Genomic DNA, 18,918 nt, shown 5'->3' with positions numbered 1-18,918 from the left:
CGGTGATGGTACGCCTTGAGTTCCGTTCCATACCAGCCCGTCATCAGATCGAGATCAAGCAGCCGAAGATGGACATGCGCCCGGAGCGACCGCCGCTCGATCTGGAGATTCAAAAGCCGAAGCTTGAGATCTTGCACGGCGCACAGGTCAAGATCGACATCGACATGACACAGACGCGGGCAGATCTCGGATACAAGCCGATCTTGCAGCTGGCGGCAGATGCGGCAAGCGACGGCTATCAGGCATGGCTTGCCGGCGTCGACCGCATCGTCAGCGAGGGCAATCAACTGTCGCGCTATGATCAGGGCACGCGCGTCGGACATCTCGCCGATCAGCGCCTGCAGCAGGAGATGGCGTCCATCCGCCTCAAGCCGGTGGCACCGCCGAAGATCAATGTGGAGATCGCACCGCGGCACGCCGAGTTTACGCCGGGATCGGTGCGTGTAAACTATAAGCAGTGGTCGGTGAACACGCAGCATGAGTGGGGGCGGGTGACGGGCAAGATGATCCAGTACCCAGATCTTGAGTTCACACTGAAAGGCAACATATACGACACCCGAGCGTAGTCCTCGGGTGTTTTTTCACAGGGGGACAAGCTGAGCATGAGAACGACGATACTGTTTCCTGAAGGAATTCCGGGCTTTGAGCAGATGCGCGAGTGCAGGTTGGAGCGCGTGGAAGAAGGGCCGTTTTACGTGTTGGAGGAGGAGGCGGGCGACTTGTCGCTCGTCCTCGTCGATCCGGAGACCTGTCTGCACGGATATCGCTTCCAAGCGAGCCCGAGCGATCTGAGCGCGATCGAGCTGACAGATGAGGAGTTGGCGCAGGTGCTGGTGATCGCCACCCTCACCGAAAAGCCGGGGGATATCCACGTCAACTTGAAAGCGCCGATCATCATCAACAAACAGAATGCGAAAGCCTGCCAGGTGATCGACACCAGCGGAAACTACGAGGTGAGAATGCCGCTCTTTGCGGGCGAATAGGGGGGCAGGATCATGCTGGTATTGTCACGCAAAATCGGAGAGAGCATTCGGATCGGTGACGATGTGATCGTCACGGTGCTCGATGTGAAAGGCGAACAGATTCGCTTGGGGATCGAAGCGCCAAAGCTGGTCAAAGTGCATCGCCAAGAGGTGTACGTGGAGATCCAAGAGTCGAACCGTCAGGCGGCGGTGCCGAAAGTGGATCGCTCCAAGCTGAACTCCTTGTTAAAAGGGTTTTCCTCATCGAAATAAAACACGGCTGACGCAATTGCGTCAGCCGTGTTTTATTTTGAAAAACTACGATAAATAGATCTATCTGGAAGGAAAAAAGAGATAAATAGATTTGTTGGAGAATGATGGCGAAATATGACCGATTTTGGATGTGAAGAGTCGAGGGGGCGGCGACGATAACAGGAGTGTAAGGGATGGCACGGATGCCCTCCCGACATACTTTTTTTACACATCAAGGAGGATGAAACAATGCGTATTCAAAACAACCTGTCCGCACTGTTCGCTCAAAACAAACTGTCCGCGAACAACACCAACCTGCAAAAATCTCTGGAGAAACTGTCTTCCGGTTACCGCATCAACCGCGCTGGCGACGATGCTGCTGGTCTGGCGATCTCCGAAAAAATGCGTGGCCAAATCTCCGGTCTGAACATGGCAGTGAAAAACGCTCAAGACGGCATCTCCCTGATCCAAACTTCTGAGGGTGCCCTGAACGAATCCCACTCCATCCTGCAACGTATGCGTGAGCTGGCTACCCAAGCAGTAAACGATACCAACACTTCGAACGACCGCGAGAAGATCCAAGACGAGCTGCTCCAACTGCGCTCCGAACTGGACCGCATCGCAGGTACCACCGAGTTCAACGGTCAAAAACTGCTGGACGGCAAATACACCGGCAAGACTTTCCAAATCGGTGCTAACTCCGGCCAAACCATCAAGCTGTCCATCAAGACGATGACCGCTTCCGCTCTGAACGGTTCGATCCACTCCGCTGCGATCAAATCGATCTCCAACGCTACTTCCAACGTAGCAGTGGTTGCTGCTTCCAAGATGATCACCGCGATCGACAAAGGCATCGAGTCGGTCAACAAAGAGCGCTCCAAGCTGGGTGCTGTACAAAACCGTCTGGAGCACACCATCAACAACCTGCAAACTGCTGCTGAGAACCTGACCGCTGCAGAATCCCGTATCCGCGACGTCGATATGGCTTCTGAGATGGTGAAGTTCACGAAGAACCAGATCCTCACTCAAGCTGGTACTTCCATGCTGGCACAAGCAAACCAAGCTCCGCAAGGCGTTCTGTCCCTGCTCCGCTAATTGGTTTCGCAACGCACGTAACGCATTAGCTGGTTGGCATATTCGCCAGCCAGCTTTTCCTTTATAAAGGAGGGCTAGGGGATGCAGATCAGGAACGATGTTTCGATCGACCAGCTGCTGCGCGAACCCTTGACTCGAAACCATGAGAAAGCATCTGCACCGCTCACTTCGACAGAAGCAGTCGCACAAGAAGATCCAGCATTTGACGAATCAAAAACGGATGAGCACGTGAAGCGAGTCAATCGCGCCTTGGAACAGAATCAGAGCAATCTGACGTTCCGGATACGCGCTGAGGGGGGCCGCCAGATCGTTCAGCTGGTGGAGAAAGAAGGCGAGAAAGTGATCTTGCAACTGCCGCCAGAAGGGTTGCTGGAGCTGGAAAAGCGGCTCAAAGAGGCGACCGGCACAGTTGTGGACAAGAGGTTGTAATCAATGAAGTAGGAGGTGTTTCACATGAGCATCACAGGACTTGGGGGTCTCGGCGGTCTTGTCTCGGGGATGGACTCCAAGACGATGATCGAGAAGCTGATGATGATCGAGGCTCAGCCGCTGGTCAGCATGAAGACGCAGCAGAAGAAAGTCGAGCTGCGCAAAGGGCTGTTGCAAGAGATCAACTCCGCTCTGCTCAAACTGAAAACGAAAGTGGAAGCGCTTGCCGATGCGCAAAAGGTGATGGCGAAAAAGGTCACCTCGTCGGATGACAAGGTGGCAATTGGGACGGCGTTCAAAGCTGACCAGGTGATCGAAGGTAGCTATGACCTCAAAGTTGAGCAACTGGCAACCGCGTGGACGGCGAAGTCGGCCAACATCACCAGCTTTGCCAACCCGACGACCAAAGAGCTCGGCTGGTCGGGGACGTTTAAGGTCCAATATACGAACGGCACGAAAACTCAAGTGTCCCGCGACATCACGATCGAGGCGACCGATCGCCTGACCGACATCGCGGCGAAGATCAACGCTTCCCTAGAGGATAGCCAGACCGCTGGGTCGATGAAGGTCAAAGCGACCGTCGTCGACAACACGTTGATCATGACGTCCGGCGAGACGGGTGCTGGAAGCAGTGTGCAGATCTTGAACGATACGGCCGGCATTTTCGGCCCGGGCAAGCTCGGCCTGACCGACGGCGATGCGACAGCCGCTTCGTTCACCTCGGCGACCGTAGGGAAAAACTCGAAGTTTACCGTCAACGGGATCGACATCGAGCGCAGCAAAAACTCGGGCCTGAACGATGTGATTCAAGGGCTGGAGATCACGCTGCTCCAAGAGGGCAAATCGGTCAACCTGAAGGTGGAGCCAGACTACGAAGCGTCCGAAAAGGTGATTCAGGAGTTTATCGATGCGTACAACTCGACGATGGAATTGCTCACCACCCGGATGAACGAGAAGACGGAGAAGGATGCAAAATCGGACACGATGCTGAGCAAAGGCTTGCTTCGTGGGGACCCGGCGCTCTCCTCGATTCAGTCTGCGCTGCGCGACATCACCGGGAAGGCGTTCTCCGGCAGCGAGATGTTCAAGACGCTCAACTCGATCGGGATCAGAGTCGACAAGTCGGACAACGGCGTCTCCGGCAAGCTGTACATCGACACCACCAAGCTCCGCGAAGCGCTGTCCCGCAACCCGAACGAAGTGATGAAAGTGTTCTACGTCGACGGCAATGCGAACGGCAAGCTGGACGTGGATGACAACAAGGCGGCAAACGGCTTGGCAGGCATGATGTTCAACAAGCTGTTCACCTTGACCGACACGACAAAAGTGTTGCATGGAACCAAATCGGCTCCCAAAGGGTTGCTTCCCAGCCGCATGGAGCTGATGGACGGACAGGTCAAAGAGTTTAATAACCGTATGGAATCGTTTAACCGCCGCCTGGAAATGCGCCGCAAGACGCTCGAAGCGCAGTTCACCTCGATGGAGATGATGATGCAGCAGAGCAACTCGGCAGGAACGTTCATGATGGCACGGATGAACAGCACGTACTAGCATTGCTTTTGGGGCAGAAAATGCCCCTCTTGTTTCGGTGAAAATGTCGACTAGTGTATACACAAGGGGGTTGAGCGACATGCGAACCGCCATTCAGGACCGCATCTTGAGAGAGTTACAGGAGCGTTGCTCGTCATACGCACATCCGGTCAACTCCCAGACTCTCAGCGAGGCGTTAAACATCACGCCATCTTATGTACGTGAGCAGATGAGCGATTTGCAAAGGCAGCAGCTCGTAGCGGTGAGAAGAGGACCCAAAGGAGGGTATTACCACATGGCACCAACAAAAACATTGCGTTTGCAAATCGATGATGTGCTGACTGAACAGCTCGCAGGATCGTTTGGCACCGTCTACCCGGAAGTGGTCGAGCGGTTGAATGAAGAGCAGAAGGTGATCGTGCAGATCGCCTTGAACGGTGTGGAAGTTCTGCCGGATGGCGTGGATGCTGTTTCGGCAGCAGAGGTGGAAGAGGTGGTGATCCGCACGCAGTCGATGGGGCGGTTCGCGATCGAGCTGATCGTGACAGCAGAAGAGTATCTGCCAAAATTGCAAGGCGGATTGATCAAGGTGGCCAGCCTGTTCCACGCCGGACGGGAGCAGGAGGCGCAGGCGCTGTTCGCCGAGGCGGTCGAGGGGCTGGAGTGGACCAACTCCTGCTTCAGCGGGCTCGGCCAATTTGCGGCGACGCTCGGCAACCATGAGTTGCTGAACGTCTACGGCGATTTTCAGACTCAGCTCGTTGCAGCTGGCGAGGCGATGGAGCAGCAAAACGTCACCGAGCTCGCCGACCTGCTCGAATATGAGCTGGCGGAGACGACGGCGCGAGGTCTCGACTGCCTGCGCGTGCTGCGCGATCAGATCGAAGGCGCAGGAAGGGAGCATTGATCGATGGACCCCACCCTCGAACTGGCAAGCTTAGCGGAGTCGAACCAAGCGGCGCTGCGCGAAGCGCACCCACAGCTGTTTGAACGCTTTGTAGCGGTCAAGCGGGAGCAGGCCGATCTGCTTGCGCGCGCCGAATCGTCCAAAGCGGGCGTTCCGACGCTCTTCCTTAAGCGGGGTGAAGTGTCCGGCCATTTTCACAGCCGCTTTCAGCCGCTCGTCGAGGCGAAGCGCTGGGCCGACTCGCAAGGGGAGGAGAAGTCGGAGACGCTCGCGGTCATGGGGATGGGTCTCGGCTACCATCTGAGCGCTTTGCGGGAAGCGGTCGGCGCCGATGTCGAGCTGCTGGTCGTCGAGCCGTCCTGGGACGTGTTTGCGGCGGCGATGGGCGCGGTCGATCTCCGAGATCTGCTCGGAGATCCGAAGCTGCACCTGATCGTCGGTGGAAACGCCCGCGAGTTAGCGCGCGAACTCGGCGGTCATCTCAGCAAGCGCCTGTTCGAAGTCAAATGGCTGGAGTGGCCCGCCTTTCGCCGCTTTTACGGCAGCGAGTACATGCAGGAGTTTTCGACAGAGCTGTCGCGGACGATGCGCGATGCGCGGCTCGACCAGAACACGGTGCTCTACTTTCAGCGGGACTGGCCGCGCAACATGCTGTACAACCTGCCGACGATCTTGAAGAATCCGGGCATCAACGCATTGCAGGACAAGTTTAAAAACCGTCCGGCGATCATCGTCTCCGCCGGGCCGTCGCTGGCGAAAAATGTTGACCTGCTTCACGAGCTGAAAGGAAAGGCGCTGATCCTCTGCGTCGATACTGCCTATCGCGTGTTGCAGAACAAAGGCATCCAGCCAGACCTGATCTTTTCGCTCGATGGCTCGGAGCTCAACTATCGCCACTTTACCAATGTGGTGCCAGAGGACATCCCGTTGGTGATGGTGCCCAACGTGCACCACAAGATCATCGAGGAGTATGGTGCGCGCTGCTTTAGTGCCAACAACTTTGACCTGCTGATCGCCGAAGTGATCAAGCAGGTCAAACCGCGCGGCCTGCTCAGCGTATCCGGCTCTGTTGCGACGCTTGCCTTCAGCACCGCCTGTCGGATGGAATGCGACCCGGTCATCTTTATCGGGCAAGATCTCGCCTACCCGGGCGGGCAGGCGTATTCGCAGGGGACGATGTTCGAAAAGATGACCAAGAGCATGGAGAACGGCTATCGGATGCGCCACGTTGAGGGAATCGATGGACAGCCTGTGTTGACCGATGGGCAGCTCGACTCGTTTCGCGTCTGGTTTGAAGGGCAGATCGAGGAATATGAGACGGAGCGAACCTTTATCGACGCGACAGAAGGCGGTGCGAAGATCAAGGGCACGGCGATCATGACGCTGCGAGAGGCGGCCGATCGACACTGCACCGCACCGTTCGAGATCAAGCGCGTCATCGATGAAGCGGCCGAACAGCCAGCAGAAGACCTGGCGGCAAGCCTCGAAGTGATGCAGCGGATGAGCCGGACCTTGCACCAGATCAGGCGGCTGGCCAAGCTCGCCCTGTTCCACAATCAGGAGCTGCGCGATCTGTACAAAGTGCGTCGCCTGCGCACCAACAAGGTGGCGGTGGCAAGCGCCGCCCTCGACCGCATCGAGGACAATATCAAGCGGCTCAACCAGCACAGGTGGCTCGATGCACCGCTGCAGCATCTGCTCTTGATCGTCACCAAGGGCAAGCTGTCCCAAGCGCCAGAAGAAGAGACCGATCATGCGAAGGCGATGCGCATCACAGAAAATGCGGAACTGCTTTATACAGGAATGGTGCATGCGGCAGAAGAATTGTTAGGTCATATCAAAGTCGCTCTGAGCCGAATGGAGCCAGAAGCCAAACAGGGAGAGAACGCGCGATGATCAACAATCCGTATCAGAAGTACCAAAACCAGTCGGTGCAGACCGCCACGCCGGAGCGCCTGTTGCTCATGCTGTTCGAAGGTGCGATCCGCTTTTGCAAAGAGGCGATGTTAGGTCTGGAGCAGCAAAACTTCCAACTCGCACATGAAAAGAACATCCGCGTTCAAAACATCATCAACGAGCTGATCGTCACGCTGAACCGCGAGCAGGGCGGCGAGGTCGCGGAGAACCTGCTCTCGATCTATCAATATCTCAACCAGCGGCTGATCGAAGCGAATCTGAAAAAGGATCGCGCCATTTTAGAAGAGGTGCTCGTCCATCTGACCGAACTGCACGAAGCGTTCAGCGGGGCTGCTCAGATCGTGCGGGCGCAGGTCGGTCGCACCGGCGATCAGGCCTGAGGAGAACGATGATGACGAAACTGGAGCTTGCACAACAGATCGCCGCTCAGACCAAGAGGATCGAATCGTGTATGCGCGCACAGGACGACGAGCGTCTGCCAGCTCTGTTCGACGAGCGCGAAGAATTGATCTCCACCTATCTGGAGCTGGAAGCGAGCGATCAGTTTGAGCGAATCGGCGAAGCGGAGGAGCGGGCAGTTCAAGAGATCTTGCGCGAAAGCTACGAGATCAATCGCTGGATCGAACAGCAGATGCAGCGGCAGCGCCAACTGCTGATGCTGGAGATCTCCAAGGAAGATCAGGTGCGCGAAGCGACGAACGCCTACGCTTCCCCCTATGAAAATGTGTACGAACCGATGTTTATCGATAAAAAGAAATAAACAAGTGCACAGTTGTGAGTAATGTGGATAACGCCTGTGGATATGTGTGTAAATCTGTGGGTAATTGTGGAGCGCAGCTGGAAAATCGAGAAGATGAGGGTGGATGAGCTGTGGATTTGAAGAACAAAAAGATTCTGGTGACGGGGGCGGACGGGTTTATCGGTTCTCACCTCACCGAAGAGTTGGTGCGAAGAGGCCATGATGTGCGCGCTTTTGTCGCCTACAACTCGTTCAACTCGTGGGGATGGCTCGACCACTCCCCGGCGGAGGTGCGCCAACACCTCGACGTCTTCGCTGGGGATATCCGCGACCCGCATGGCGTCAAGCAGGCGATGAAAGGGTGCGACGTCGTGCTGCATCTGGCCGCCCTGATCGCCATTCCCTACTCGTACCATTCGCCAGATACGTATGTGGACACCAATGTGAAAGGCACGTTGAACATCGTGCAGGCGGCGCGTGAGCTGGGGGTTGAAAAGGTGGTGCACACCTCGACTTCCGAAGTGTACGGCACGGCGCGCTTCGTCCCGATCACCGAGGAGCATCCGCTGCAGGGGCAGTCGCCCTACTCGGCGAGCAAGATCGGCGCCGACCAGATGGCGATGTCGTTTTACACGTCGTTCGATACGCCGCTGAGCATCATCCGCCCGTTCAACACGTATGGCCCGCGTCAGTCGGCGCGCGCGATCATCCCCACGATCATCACGCAGATCGCCAATGGCAAGCGCACGATTCAGCTCGGTTCACTGCACCCGACCCGCGATTTTAACTACGTGCGGGATACGGTGGAAGGGTTTCTCGCCGTGGCGCAGTCTGATGCTGCGATCGGGCAGGTGATCAACATCGGCAGCAACTATGAGATCTCGATCGGCGAGACGGTGGAGCTGATCGCCGAGGTGATGGGAGCTGAAGTTGCGATCGAGACGGAAGCGGCGCGCCTGCGCCCGGAGAAGAGCGAAGTCGAACGCCTGTGGGCAGACAACACGAAGGCGAAAGAACTGCTCGGCTGGGAACCGAAGTATGGCGGGCGCGACGGGTTCAAGCGGGGGCTGTTGGAGACGGTCGAATGGTTCACCAACCCTGAGCATCTCAAAGGCTATAAAGCCGACATCTATAACCTATGAATGAGCTGATCATCGAAAAGTTGCGGTCGGTGCTGCCCGCAGACCGCTCGTTTATCGCGCTGCATGAACCTTATTTTCAAGGTCGCGAATGGGACTATGTCAAAGAATGTATCGACACCGGCTGGGTGTCATCTGTCGGCAAGTATGTCGACCTTTTTGAACAAAAACTGGCCGAGCACACAGAAGTCGCTCATGCGGTCGCAGTCGCCAACGGGACGGCGGCGCTCCACATCTGCTTGCAGCTGGTCGGGGTCGAAGCGGGCGACGAGGTGCTGATGCCCACGCTGACCTTTGTCGCCACGGCGAACGCGATCTCCTACTGCGGGGCGATTCCGCACCTTGTCGACAGCGAAGAGCGAACGCTCGGGCTGGACCCGCACAAGCTGGCCGACTACCTGGCGGAGATCGCCGAGGTTCGCGCCGACGGCAGTTACAACCGAGTGACAGGACGTCGGATCAAAGCGGTTGTGCCGATGCATACGTTTGGCCATGCGGTCGATCTCGACCCGCTGCTCGATCTCTGCGCCCGCTATCGGCTGGAGCTGGTGGAGGACGCGGCAGAATCGCTCGGCTCTTTCTACAAAGGCAAGCACACCGGCGGATTTGGCCGCATCTCCGCGCTCTCCTTCAACGGCAACAAGGTGGTGACGACAGGTGGCGGCGGGGCGATCGTAACGAACGACCCGGAGCTGGCCAAGCGGGCCAAACATCTGACCACCACCGCGAAAGTGCCGCACCGCTGGGAGTTTAACCACGATGCGATCGGCTACAACTACCGCATGCCCAACTTGAACGCGGCGCTCGGCTGTGCGCAGCTGGAGCAGTTGGATGCATACGTCGAGCAGAAGCGGGCGCTTGCGGAGCGCTACCGAGAAGCGTTTGCTGACCTTGCTGGCGTGCAGTTTTTCACCGAGCCGGAGTTCTCCAGAAGCAACTACTGGCTCAATGCGATCCTCTTGGACGAGCAGCAAGCGCACCTGCGCGACTCGTTGCTCGAAGCGACCAACAGCGCAGGCATCATGACCCGCCCGTTCTGGACGGGGATGCACAAGCTGCCGATGTTCGCAGACTGCCCGCGCATGGATCTTTCTGTGGCGGAGAGCTTAGAACGGCGCACGATCAACATTCCGAGCAGCGTCTTTTTGGGAGGCTGAGATGGAGAAGCGCAAGATTTGTGTGGTGACCGGAACCCGCGCCGACTACGGTCTGCTCTATTGGCTGATGAAAGAGATCGCAGCGGACGAGTCGCTGCAATTGCAGACGATCGTGACCGGCATGCACCTGTCGCCAGAGTTTGGTCTGACCTATCGCGTGATGGAAGCGGACGGTTTTCCGATCGATGAGAAGGTGGAGATGCTGCTGTCGAGCGACACCCCGGTCGGCATCGCCAAGTCGATCGGGCTTGCGACGATCGGGTTTGCCGATGCGCTCGACCGTTTGCAGCCGGATGTGATGGTGGTGCTCGGCGACCGCTATGAGATCTTGGCGGCGGTGCAAGCCGCTCTGATCGCGCGCATCCCGGTCGCCCACCTGCACGGGGGCGAGCTGACCGAAGGGGCGGTCGACGAATCGATCCGCCACGCGGTGACCAAGATGTCCCATCTGCACTATACGGCGGCAGAAGCGTATCGGCAGCGGGTGATCCAGTTGGGCGAAGCGCCGGAGCGCGTCCTGAACTTCGGGGCGCCCGGGCTCGATCAGATCACCCGGCTGCAGCTGCTGTCGCGAGCGGAGTTTGAACAATCGATCCGGTTCGCCCTCGGACAGACCAACTTTTTGGTCACCTACCATCCGGTCACCTTGCAGGCGGGCGGTTCGGAAGCGGCGATGCGCGAGCTGATGCGGGCGCTCGACAGGTTTCCCGAGGCAAAGATTTTGTTCACCAAGCCGAACTCTGACACAGAAGGGCGCATCATCGGACAGATGATCGACGAGTATGCGGCCGATGCGCCAGAGCGGGTGTTTGTTGCCACCTCGCTCGGACAGCTGCGCTACTTGAGCGCGATCGCCCACTGCGATCTGGTGGTCGGCAACTCGTCGAGCGGGCTGTACGAGGTGCCGCTGTTTCACAAGCCGACGATCAACATCGGCGACCGTCAGCGCGGGCGGTTGCGCCCCGCGTCGGTGATCGACTGCGCGTCATCTGCCGATGCGGTGGCGGCGGCGATCGAGCGCGGGCTGTCCGCATCGTTTCAGCAGACGCTCGCAGGCATCAGCTCGCCATTTGGCGACGGAAACGCTTCTGTCAAGATCAAGGAGCATCTGAAGCATGTCCGCTTGGAGGGCATCTTGCAGAAATCTTTCTACGAGGTAAAGAGATGAGAGAAACCTACATCATCGCCGAAGCGGGGGTCAACCACAACGGCTCGCTCGACCTCGCCAAGCAACTGATCGACGCGGCGGTCGAGGCGGGGGCGGACGCGGTCAAATTTCAGACCTTCAAGACGGAAAAGCTGGTCGCCCGCTCGGCGCCGAAAGCGGAATATCAAGCGCGGGAGACCGGGGCGGAAGAGTCGCAGTTTGAGATGATCAAACGGCTGGAGCTGGACGAAGCGTCACATCGCGTGCTGATCGACCACTGTCGGTCGCGGGGCATTCAATTTTTGTCCACCCCGTTCGATCCGGACAGCGTCGATCTGCTGGCGGAGACGTTCGACCTGCCGCGCTTAAAAGTGCCCTCCGGCGAGATCACCAACGCGCCGCTGCTCTTGAAGATGGCGCAGACGGGCAAGCCGATCATCCTCTCGACCGGCATGAGCACGCTCGGCGAGGTGGAGACGGCGCTCGGGGTGCTGGCGTTCGGCTACCTCGGCTGGGAACAGCCTGCGGTCGAGTCGTTTCAGGCGGCCTACGCGGCAGAGGAAGGACGGCGCGCCCTGCAGGAGAACGTCACGCTGCTGCACTGCACCACCGAATATCCGACGCCTTACGCAGAGGTCAACCTGCGGGCGATCGATGTGATGCGCGAGGCGTTCGGACTGGCTGTCGGCTACTCGGATCACACGGCGGGCATCGCCGTTTCGATCGGGGCGGCTGCAAGGGGCGCGGTGCTGATCGAAAAGCATTTCACCCTCGATCGCAACCTGCCGGGCCCTGATCACAAAGCGTCGCTTGAGCCGGAGGAGCTCAAAGCGATGGTGGCGAGCATTCGCCAGATCGAGGCGGCGCTCGGCCGCGCGGTCAAAGTTCCGGTCGCCTCCGAGCTGAAAAATCGGTCGGTCGCCCGCAAGAGCATCGTGGCTGCGCGAACGATCGCCCAGGGCGAGCTGTTGACCGCGGAGAACGTCGCCATCAAGCGGCCGGGGACGGGGAAGTCGCCGCTGCTGTACTGGGATTTGCTCGGCACGCGAGCGGAGCGCGACTATCAAGAAGAGGAACCTATCTAGGAAGCGAGGGAGAGGATGAGATGAAAAGCTGGAGACAGATACTGATACCCCCGACCGCTTCCATCCTGCAGGCGATCGAGACGATCGACCAGGGAGCGCTGCAGATCGCTTTGATCGTCAGCGAGAACAACCGACTGCTCGGCACGGTGACAGATGGCGATGTGCGGCGCGGCATCCTGCGCGGCGTATCGCTCGACCGCCCGGTGGCGGATATCATGAACGACCATCCGATCACCGCTTCGTCCCAAGACACGCAGGAGACGATTCTTGCGACGATGAAGCTGCGCCGGCTGCAGCAGATTCCGATCCTCGACCAATCGGGCATCGTGATCGGGGTGCAGGTGCTGGCCGACATGCTGCGCGCAGGGCAGCGGGACAACTGGGTCGTGCTGATGGCGGGCGGCTTGGGCACGCGCTTGGCACCGCTGACGAACGAATGTCCCAAACCGCTGTTAAAAGTCGGATCGAAGCCGCTCTTGGAAACGATCATGCAGAACTTCATCGAATACGGCTTTCATAAATTCTATCTGTCGGTCAACTACAAGGCGGAGATGATTCGCGATTATTTCGGCGACGGATCGCGGTTTGGTGTGGAGATCCGCTATGTGCACGAGGAGAAGCGGATGGGCACGGCGGGTGCGCTGTCCCTGTTGCCGGAGCGTCCGGACGAGACATTTTTTGTGATGAACGGAGACCTGCTGACCAAGGTCAACTTTCAGCAGTTGCTCGATTTTCATGGCGAGCATGGGGCGATGGGCACGATGTGCGTGCGGGAGTACGATTTTCAGATTCCTTACGGTGTGGTCAAAACGGACAGGCACCGTCTGCAGGGCATCGTCGAAAAGCCGGTCGAGCATTTCTTTGTCAACGCGGGCATCTACGTGCTGGAGCCTTCCTGCATCGATCTGATCCCTGCCGGTGAGTATTATGATATGCCAAGCCTGTTCGAGCAGCTGATCGAGCAGCAGCGCGAGACGAGCGTGTTCCCGATCCGCGAGTATTGGATGGACATCGGGCAGATGGCCGACTATGAGCGGGCGAACGGGGAGTTTGCCGAGGTGTTTCATGATCGGAGCTAGACGGGTGCTGGCGGTGATCCCCGCCCGCGGCGGCTCCAAAGGCGTGCCGCGCAAAAACATCCGCGATCTGGCCGGCAAGCCGCTGCTCGCTTGGTCGATCGAAGCGGCCAAAAGGTCTGACCATATCGACCGGGTGATCGTAAGCTCGGAGGACGGGGAGATTCTCGACGTTGCCAAAGCGTGGGGAGCAGATGTGCCGTTCGTGCGGCCGGAGCTTCTGGCTCGCGATGAGACGCCCGGCATCGACCCGATCTTGCACGCGCTTGAGCAACTGCCCGACTACGAGTATGTGGTGCTGCTGCAGCCGACCTCGCCGCTGCGCACGGCGGAGGATATCGATCGGTGCATCGAGCAGATGTTGCGCGCGAAGGCGCCCTGTTGCGTCACCGTCACGGAGCCTGCGAAAAGCCCGTACTGGATGTACACGCTCGGCGCCGACAATCGCATCGAGCCGCTGATCCAAGCGGAACAGGTCGCTCGCCGCCAAGATCTGCCGCCCGCCTATGCGCTCAACGGCGCGGTCTATGTGGCAGAGACGGAGTGGCTCAAGCGGTCGAAAAGCTTTCTCGCCGCGGGCGTCGTCGCCCACATCATGCCTGGTGAACGCTCGCTCGATATCGACACTGAACTCGATCTGTATCTGGCGGAGGCGATGCTGAAGCGCTGATCGAAAAGCTCTTTGCCAAATCGGGGCTTCTGATGGTGTCCTCGAAGCGAAGGCATTTCGCAAAGGGGAGGAGCATTTTTTGCAACAAGCGCTCCTCCGTCTGTGAAAATGGCGCTTCCCCCCAGCTAGCGTTCCTAGCAACGGCAGCGCACCAGACAAAGCACCCCCAAGGACCACCGATCAGGTGGTGCTTGGGGGTGCTTTGTTCAAACGATACGGAGTGCGGGTTGCGCTGAACGGGACCGTTCAGCCCCTTTTTAAAACAGCTGATTGATCGTCAACACGATCGAGATGACGATCGTCACCAGCGCGGAGAACAGGAACGTCGTATCGCGCCCCTTCTCGGCCAGCTCTCGCTTGTCCCGCTCGTTTCGCTCCTCATCTTCCGCCTTCATCTCAGCATGATCTTCGGGCGTCTTTCCCTTCGGGACGATCGCGGGCAGGTGGTAGCGTCGGCGGAAGGAGAACAGGCGGGTGAAGATGACCACCCCGATGATCAACAACAGCAGACCGATCTGAAAAAGTGCATTCGATAAGTGCGCCGCAAAGCTTGCGAAATCGTCAGGCGTGTATCTGATCCATGCGTAGATGGCGACGATCATCGTGATGATCAGGCCGATGTACAGCCCCCGTTTCAAACCTCTTCCCATCAGGCACCTCCATTGTGCTCTTTCCTTACCTCTCGAACTTACATCTCGAAAATGCTTTCGACTTCGGTCGTCTCAAAGCGAACGACTTTCACTTCGCCCCCTTGGACATAGGACACTTCATAATGCTCATATGTGCGCTCGACCAGCGCGATGTCTGTCACGCCGTAGTCGGTCATCAACAGTGCGGTCAGGTCAGTTTTTGCCTCCATCGCCTCTTCGTCTGCCACGATCACTTCGATGGCTGCCATCTGCGTCCAGGACAGCAACAGCAGATCCACATCGTGCAGGGGCTCTTCCTCCAGTTCCAAATGATCCAGATCGTTGGAATCTGTCACCTTGCCACTTCCTTTCTTCCAATGCCAATCATTTCTCTATCTTACCACATTTTTGCTTCGATTAGCTCTGTGAAAAGGAAAACGCACGTTCGAATGAGAAGTGATAGATAGAGAGCAACTTTTGGAGAGGAGCATCGACGATGCGCAATGTGGTCCGGGTCATGCAAGCGGGCGATCTGCATCTGGGAACGCCCTTTTCTGGCAGCGGGTTTCCGGTGGAAAAGGCGCGCCGAAGAAGGCGCGAGTTGCTTGGCACGTTTCGCCGTCTGTGCCAAGCGGTCGTCGAACGGCAGGCGGAGATCCTGCTGCTCACCGGCGATCTGTTCGAGGCGGATTGGGTGACCGAGGCGGAGGTGGCAGAGGTGCGCCAACAGCTGGCCGCGCTCAAGCGCCCCGTCTTGATCACGCCGGGCAACCATGACAGTCTACAGCCGGGCAGCCCCTATTTTTTCGGGGAGTGGCCGGAGAACGTACATATTTTTGGCCCTGAGGTGGGGGCGATCTCGTTTGCCGAATGGAATCTGACGGTGCACGGTGTGGGCTATGCGGGCCGCTGGTTGCGCGACAATCCGTATCGCGACTATCGCGTGCCGAAGGATGGAAGGTTGCACATCGTGATCGTGCACGGTTCGTTCGACGCACCGGAAGGCACGCCCTATCTGCCGATCACAGCAGCAGAGGTGCGCGCGATCGGAGCAGACTATGCGGCGTTCGGACATTATCATCAGCCGAACGTGCTGCTCGATGCGGCCGGGCTGATGCAGGCAGCCTATGCAGGCTCTTTGGAGCCGCTCGGGTATGACGAGCAGGGGGAGCACGGCGCGTTCTTGCTGGAGGTGACCAGCGGGGGAGCGCGCGCCGAATGGCTGCCGCTCGCCCAGCGCGCCTATCAGAAGCTGGACGTCGAGGTGGGAGGTGCGACGTCGCTGCAGGAGATCGCAGCGGCGGTCGAGCGGGCGGTGCCAGAGGCGTCGAAAGGCCGCGATCTGCTGGAGGTGACGCTGCTCGGCGGTGTGGAGCCGAGCTTTCTGCTCGATCGGGAAGACCTGCTCGATCGCCTTCAGCATCTCGCCTTTCATCTGCGGGTGGTCGATGGCACCCATCCGGACATCGACGGCGGCGCATATGCTGCCCATTCGGCACAGGGACGATATGTGGCCAAGCTGCGCAAACGGCTGGAAAACGAGACGGACGCAGACAAGCGCCGCCTCTTGGAGCGGGCGCTGCAGCTCGGCCTGCTCGCCTATGAGCGAGGCAAGGTGGTGAACACATGAAAATTGTGCGTGCGCAGATCGATGGATTTGGACGCTACAGCGGTGTGACCTTTGAGTTTGACGAAGGGATGAACATCGTCTACGGGCAAAACGAGGCGGGCAAATCGACTTTGCAGCAGTTTTTGCTCGCCATGCTCTACGGCATGAAAAAGCCAGGTCGCAAGCGGGCGGTCTATCTGGATGAGGAGACGAAATATCGTCCGTGGCAAGGGAGCGCCTACGGGGGCATCCTCTGGGTCGAACAGGATGGCGTGCCCTACCGCATCGAGCGCTCCTTGCGCCGCGAGGACGAGTGGGTGCGGGTGTATCGTCAAGACACGGGCGAAGAGGTGACCAAGCGCTTTGCGGTCGATGCGAACAAGGAGGTCGCGTTTGCCAAGGAGCTGATCGGCGCAGACCGCGAGCTGTTTGTCAACGCGCTCTGCGTCGGCCCGGTGGAGGAGCGAGAGCGAGCGTCCTGGCTGCGGGACAGCGCCCGCCACTCCCAAGGGGGGAGCGGGCAAGAGCTGATCGTCCCGGAGCAGTCGCGCATCCGCGAGGCGGGGGAGGCGATCGGCAAGCGCATTGAGGCAATCGGCACCGAGCGGGCGACGAGCAAGCCGTTCGGCCTTGCCCTCAAAGGGCGTGAGGAGCTGCGCAAAGCGTATCAAGAAGCGCTGGAGCGGGAGCGAGCGCAGCGGGATGCTCGCCAGACCGCAGAGGAGGCGGGGGCGAAGTGGCAGGCGGCAGTCGCAGAGGAGGCGAGCTTGCGGGAGGCGTTTGCCGAGAAGCTGTCCGGCTATCTCAGCTTGCAGGCGGCGAGGCGCGGGCAGATCGCCAGAAGGCTTGCCCAGCTTGCGACCGCTTTGACAGACAGTGCGGAACATCAGGCGACCGAAGCGACGGATGAGCTGTACCGCGATGTGCAACAGGATTTTCTGCGCTTGATGAGCGTCAAGCAGGAGTGCGACTCCTATCACAAGCGCTTGCAACTGCTTCGCGAGGAGTCGGAGAGCGCGATCTCCTACACCGCCCAGCACGCGGGGATGGAGGAGGGCAAGCTCGCGCGGATGGAGCAGACGGCCAACCGGCTGGAATGGTATGAGCAACAGACGGAGCAAGCGGCTCCTGCGGTGGATGAGTCCGACCTGCAAAGCGTGCGCGCACAGCTTGCGACCGCAAAGCGCAACCTGCTGCTCAGCATCATCGCCACCCCGCTGACGCTGTTGCTCAGCTTTTGGAGCTTCTATCTGAGCGGGCTGTCGCTGATCCCCTTGGCGCTAGCGGCGATGTCGTACCGCGCCGTACAGCTGCGCAAGGCGGAGATCGCCGACTGGGAGCGTGCGGTCGGACAGGAGGAGAGGGAGCGAGCGGCGCTGGTCGCCGAGCAAGAGCGGCTGGAGGCGGAGCTGCAACAGCTGCTCGCCGAGTTTGGCGTTGACACGCCGCGGCAATATCGCCAGAAGTGGGGCGTGCTGGCGAACGCTCGCCAGCACGCGTCGCTCTATCAAAAGCAGTTTCAGTGGCTGGAAGGGGAGAGCAGTCGGGCGAGCTCGGAGCGCGATCGGGTCGCCCGCCGCCTGCTCAGGCTGATCGGCAGGGACGAAGATCTGACGCTCGCCCTCGATCCAGACGAGGTGCGCAGCGAGATGGAAGCGTGGGAGGCAGACTTTCAAGCATCGCGCCGCCGCCAGGAGCAAGCGTCCGTCTGGGAGGGCGAGCGGGCGGCGCTTAACTTAGAGCTGCAAGCGCTAGAAAAAAGCATGCAGCGCTATCAGGAGCTGGCCGCAGGGCTGGATCTCCCGCCAGCATCCTCCGCTCCGCTCGCCAGCGGGGAAGTGACCGAAGCGGAGGTGGAGAGCGGCTACGAGTCATGGCGATCGGCAGAGCGGGAAGCGCTGCAACAGAACGCATCCTTTACGGCTGCCAACACCCGCTACCAGACGTTGCAAGAGGGCGTCGACGCATCTGCCGACCTGCTGCTGGAGCTGGAGCGAGCAAATGGAGAAGTGGCACAGATCGGCGAGGAGCGAGCAGCGCTGCTTTTGGCGCAGGAGATCTGGGAGGAAGTCAAAGAGGAGCTCTATCAGGAGATCGCGCCTCGCTTTGCCGATTCGCTGTCAGAGGTGACCGAGCGGATCACGGCGGGGCGCTATCGCCAAGTATATCTCGATCGGGAGGAGGCGATCACGACCACATCGCCCGACACCGGCTATACGGTCGAGCTATCCTCCCTGTCGTCCGGGACGATGGATCAGATCACCTTCGCGCTCGGGCTATCGCTGTCCGGCTGGATGATCCCGGGCGGCGAAAAGCTGCCGCTGTTGCTCGACGAGCCGTTTCGCCGCTACGATGATGGGCGGCTGGGAGAAGTCTGTGACGTGCTGCTGCACGAGGCGGCATCCAGACAGATCTTTCTGTTCACCTGCCGCGAACAGGAGGTGTCGCGCTTCTCAGAACGAGGGGCGGGTACTGCGAGGATCGTCGATTTAAGTCAAGAAAAATATGGTATGATAAAAGCGGACATCCTAAGAGCTGAACAACGATAGCAAGAGTTACGATAGAAGGAGGACCC

20 protein-coding genes and 1 pseudogene are annotated in these 18,918 nt (G+C 59.1%); 19 read left to right on the top strand and 2 right to left on the bottom strand.

All coding sequences use genetic code 11. The annotated features are described in order from the left end of the window. Window positions 1-5 precede the first annotated feature (5 nt). The 17 genes and pseudogenes from ACFSOY_RS08870 (at window position 6) to ACFSOY_RS08790 (ending at window position 14,105) form a co-directional block, all read left to right on the top strand. Window positions 6-566 (top strand): DUF6470 family protein, encoded by a 561-nt coding sequence (locus ACFSOY_RS08870; RefSeq protein ID WP_386045774.1) that lies wholly within the window; start codon window positions 6-8, stop codon window positions 564-566. 36 nt (window positions 567-602) lie between these two features. Next, entirely contained in the window at window positions 603-983 is a 381-nt protein-coding gene (gene fliW / locus ACFSOY_RS08865) for a flagellar assembly protein FliW (RefSeq protein ID WP_386045772.1), read from the top strand. Between the two features lie 12 nt (window positions 984-995). Beyond that, on the top strand, window positions 996-1,235 hold the full coding sequence (gene csrA, locus ACFSOY_RS08860) for a carbon storage regulator CsrA (RefSeq protein ID WP_386045770.1): 240 nt from the start codon (window positions 996-998) through the stop codon (window positions 1,233-1,235). A 228-nt stretch (window positions 1,236-1,463) separates the two neighbouring features. After that, complete coding sequence (locus tag ACFSOY_RS08855) at window positions 1,464-2,309, top strand: flagellin N-terminal helical domain-containing protein (RefSeq protein ID WP_386045769.1); 846 nt, start codon at window positions 1,464-1,466, stop codon at window positions 2,307-2,309. 81 nt (window positions 2,310-2,390) lie between these two features. Next, on the top strand, window positions 2,391-2,738 hold the full coding sequence (locus ACFSOY_RS08850) for a flagellar protein FlaG (RefSeq protein ID WP_386045767.1): 348 nt from the start codon (window positions 2,391-2,393) through the stop codon (window positions 2,736-2,738). Window positions 2,739-2,762: 24 nt separating this feature from the next. After that, window positions 2,763-4,289, top strand: coding sequence for a flagellar filament capping protein FliD (gene fliD / locus ACFSOY_RS08845; RefSeq protein ID WP_386045765.1), 1,527 nt, complete (start codon window positions 2,763-2,765; stop codon window positions 4,287-4,289). Window positions 4,290-4,332: 43 nt separating this feature from the next. Continuing rightward, a pseudogene (locus ACFSOY_RS08840) lies at window positions 4,333-4,548 on the top strand (hypothetical protein); the annotation flags it as partial. Between the two features lie 15 nt (window positions 4,549-4,563). Next, on the top strand, window positions 4,564-5,175 hold the full coding sequence (locus ACFSOY_RS08835) for a DUF8042 domain-containing protein (RefSeq protein WP_386046834.1): 612 nt from the start codon (window positions 4,564-4,566) through the stop codon (window positions 5,173-5,175). A 3-nt stretch (window positions 5,176-5,178) separates the two neighbouring features. Next, window positions 5,179-7,071, top strand: coding sequence for a motility associated factor glycosyltransferase family protein (locus tag ACFSOY_RS08830; RefSeq protein ID WP_386045764.1), 1,893 nt, complete (start codon window positions 5,179-5,181; stop codon window positions 7,069-7,071). Then, the gene (fliS, locus tag ACFSOY_RS08825; protein WP_386045762.1) at window positions 7,068-7,472 is read left to right on the top strand and encodes a flagellar export chaperone FliS; all 405 of its coding nucleotides are present in this window, start codon (window positions 7,068-7,070) and stop codon (window positions 7,470-7,472) included. Before ACFSOY_RS08830 ends, fliS begins: the two co-directional genes overlap by 4 nt. Before the next feature lie 11 nt (window positions 7,473-7,483). After that, complete coding sequence (locus ACFSOY_RS08820) at window positions 7,484-7,852, top strand: hypothetical protein (protein WP_386045760.1); 369 nt, start codon at window positions 7,484-7,486, stop codon at window positions 7,850-7,852. A 110-nt stretch (window positions 7,853-7,962) separates the two neighbouring features. Further along, window positions 7,963-8,973, top strand: a complete 1,011-nt coding sequence (locus ACFSOY_RS08815; protein ID WP_386045759.1) for an NAD-dependent 4,6-dehydratase LegB — start codon at window positions 7,963-7,965, stop codon at window positions 8,971-8,973. Further along, on the top strand, window positions 8,970-10,127 hold the full coding sequence (locus ACFSOY_RS08810) for a LegC family aminotransferase (protein ID WP_386045757.1): 1,158 nt from the start codon (window positions 8,970-8,972) through the stop codon (window positions 10,125-10,127). Before ACFSOY_RS08815 ends, ACFSOY_RS08810 begins: the two co-directional genes overlap by 4 nt. 1 nt (window position 10,128) lies before the next feature. Beyond that, window positions 10,129-11,295 (top strand): UDP-N-acetylglucosamine 2-epimerase, encoded by a 1,167-nt coding sequence (neuC, locus tag ACFSOY_RS08805; protein WP_386045755.1) that lies wholly within the window; start codon window positions 10,129-10,131, stop codon window positions 11,293-11,295. After that, complete coding sequence (neuB, locus tag ACFSOY_RS08800) at window positions 11,292-12,359, top strand: N-acetylneuraminate synthase (protein WP_386045753.1); 1,068 nt, start codon at window positions 11,292-11,294, stop codon at window positions 12,357-12,359. The genes neuC and neuB overlap by 4 nt, the downstream gene beginning before the upstream one ends. A gap of 20 nt (window positions 12,360-12,379) precedes the next feature. Further along, the gene (locus ACFSOY_RS08795) at window positions 12,380-13,438 is read left to right on the top strand and encodes a nucleotidyltransferase family protein (protein ID WP_386045751.1); all 1,059 of its coding nucleotides are present in this window, start codon (window positions 12,380-12,382) and stop codon (window positions 13,436-13,438) included. Beyond that, complete coding sequence (locus ACFSOY_RS08790; protein ID WP_386045749.1) at window positions 13,425-14,105, top strand: acylneuraminate cytidylyltransferase family protein; 681 nt, start codon at window positions 13,425-13,427, stop codon at window positions 14,103-14,105. Before ACFSOY_RS08795 ends, ACFSOY_RS08790 begins: the two co-directional genes overlap by 14 nt. A 257-nt stretch (window positions 14,106-14,362) precedes the next feature. Here the strand turns inward: ACFSOY_RS08790 and ACFSOY_RS08785 are convergent, their stop codons facing one another. Both ACFSOY_RS08785 and ACFSOY_RS08780 read right to left on the bottom strand, forming a co-directional pair. Further along, on the bottom strand, window positions 14,363-14,755 hold the full coding sequence (locus ACFSOY_RS08785) for a DUF3899 domain-containing protein (RefSeq protein WP_386045746.1): 393 nt from the start codon (window positions 14,753-14,755) through the stop codon (window positions 14,363-14,365). A 38-nt stretch (window positions 14,756-14,793) separates the two neighbouring features. After that, window positions 14,794-15,090, bottom strand: a complete 297-nt coding sequence (locus tag ACFSOY_RS08780) for a hypothetical protein (protein ID WP_386045745.1) — start codon at window positions 15,088-15,090, stop codon at window positions 14,794-14,796. A gap of 140 nt (window positions 15,091-15,230) precedes the next feature. On the opposite strand from ACFSOY_RS08780, the gene ACFSOY_RS08775 reads away from it, so the two are divergent. Further along, on the top strand, window positions 15,231-16,364 hold the full coding sequence (locus ACFSOY_RS08775) for a metallophosphoesterase (RefSeq protein ID WP_386045743.1): 1,134 nt from the start codon (window positions 15,231-15,233) through the stop codon (window positions 16,362-16,364). Next, the gene (locus ACFSOY_RS08770) at window positions 16,361-18,892 is read left to right on the top strand and encodes an ATP-binding protein (protein WP_386045741.1); all 2,532 of its coding nucleotides are present in this window, start codon (window positions 16,361-16,363) and stop codon (window positions 18,890-18,892) included. Before ACFSOY_RS08775 ends, ACFSOY_RS08770 begins: the two co-directional genes overlap by 4 nt. The last annotated feature ends 26 nt before the right edge of the window (window positions 18,893-18,918 follow it).

Source organism: Tumebacillus lipolyticus (genome assembly GCF_042682745.1).
GTDB lineage: Bacteria > Bacillota > Bacilli > Tumebacillales > Tumebacillaceae > Tumebacillus_A > Tumebacillus_A lipolyticus.
The sequence above is the reverse complement of the archived record's forward strand: the minus strand, read 5'-3'. Positions and strand labels throughout refer to the sequence as shown.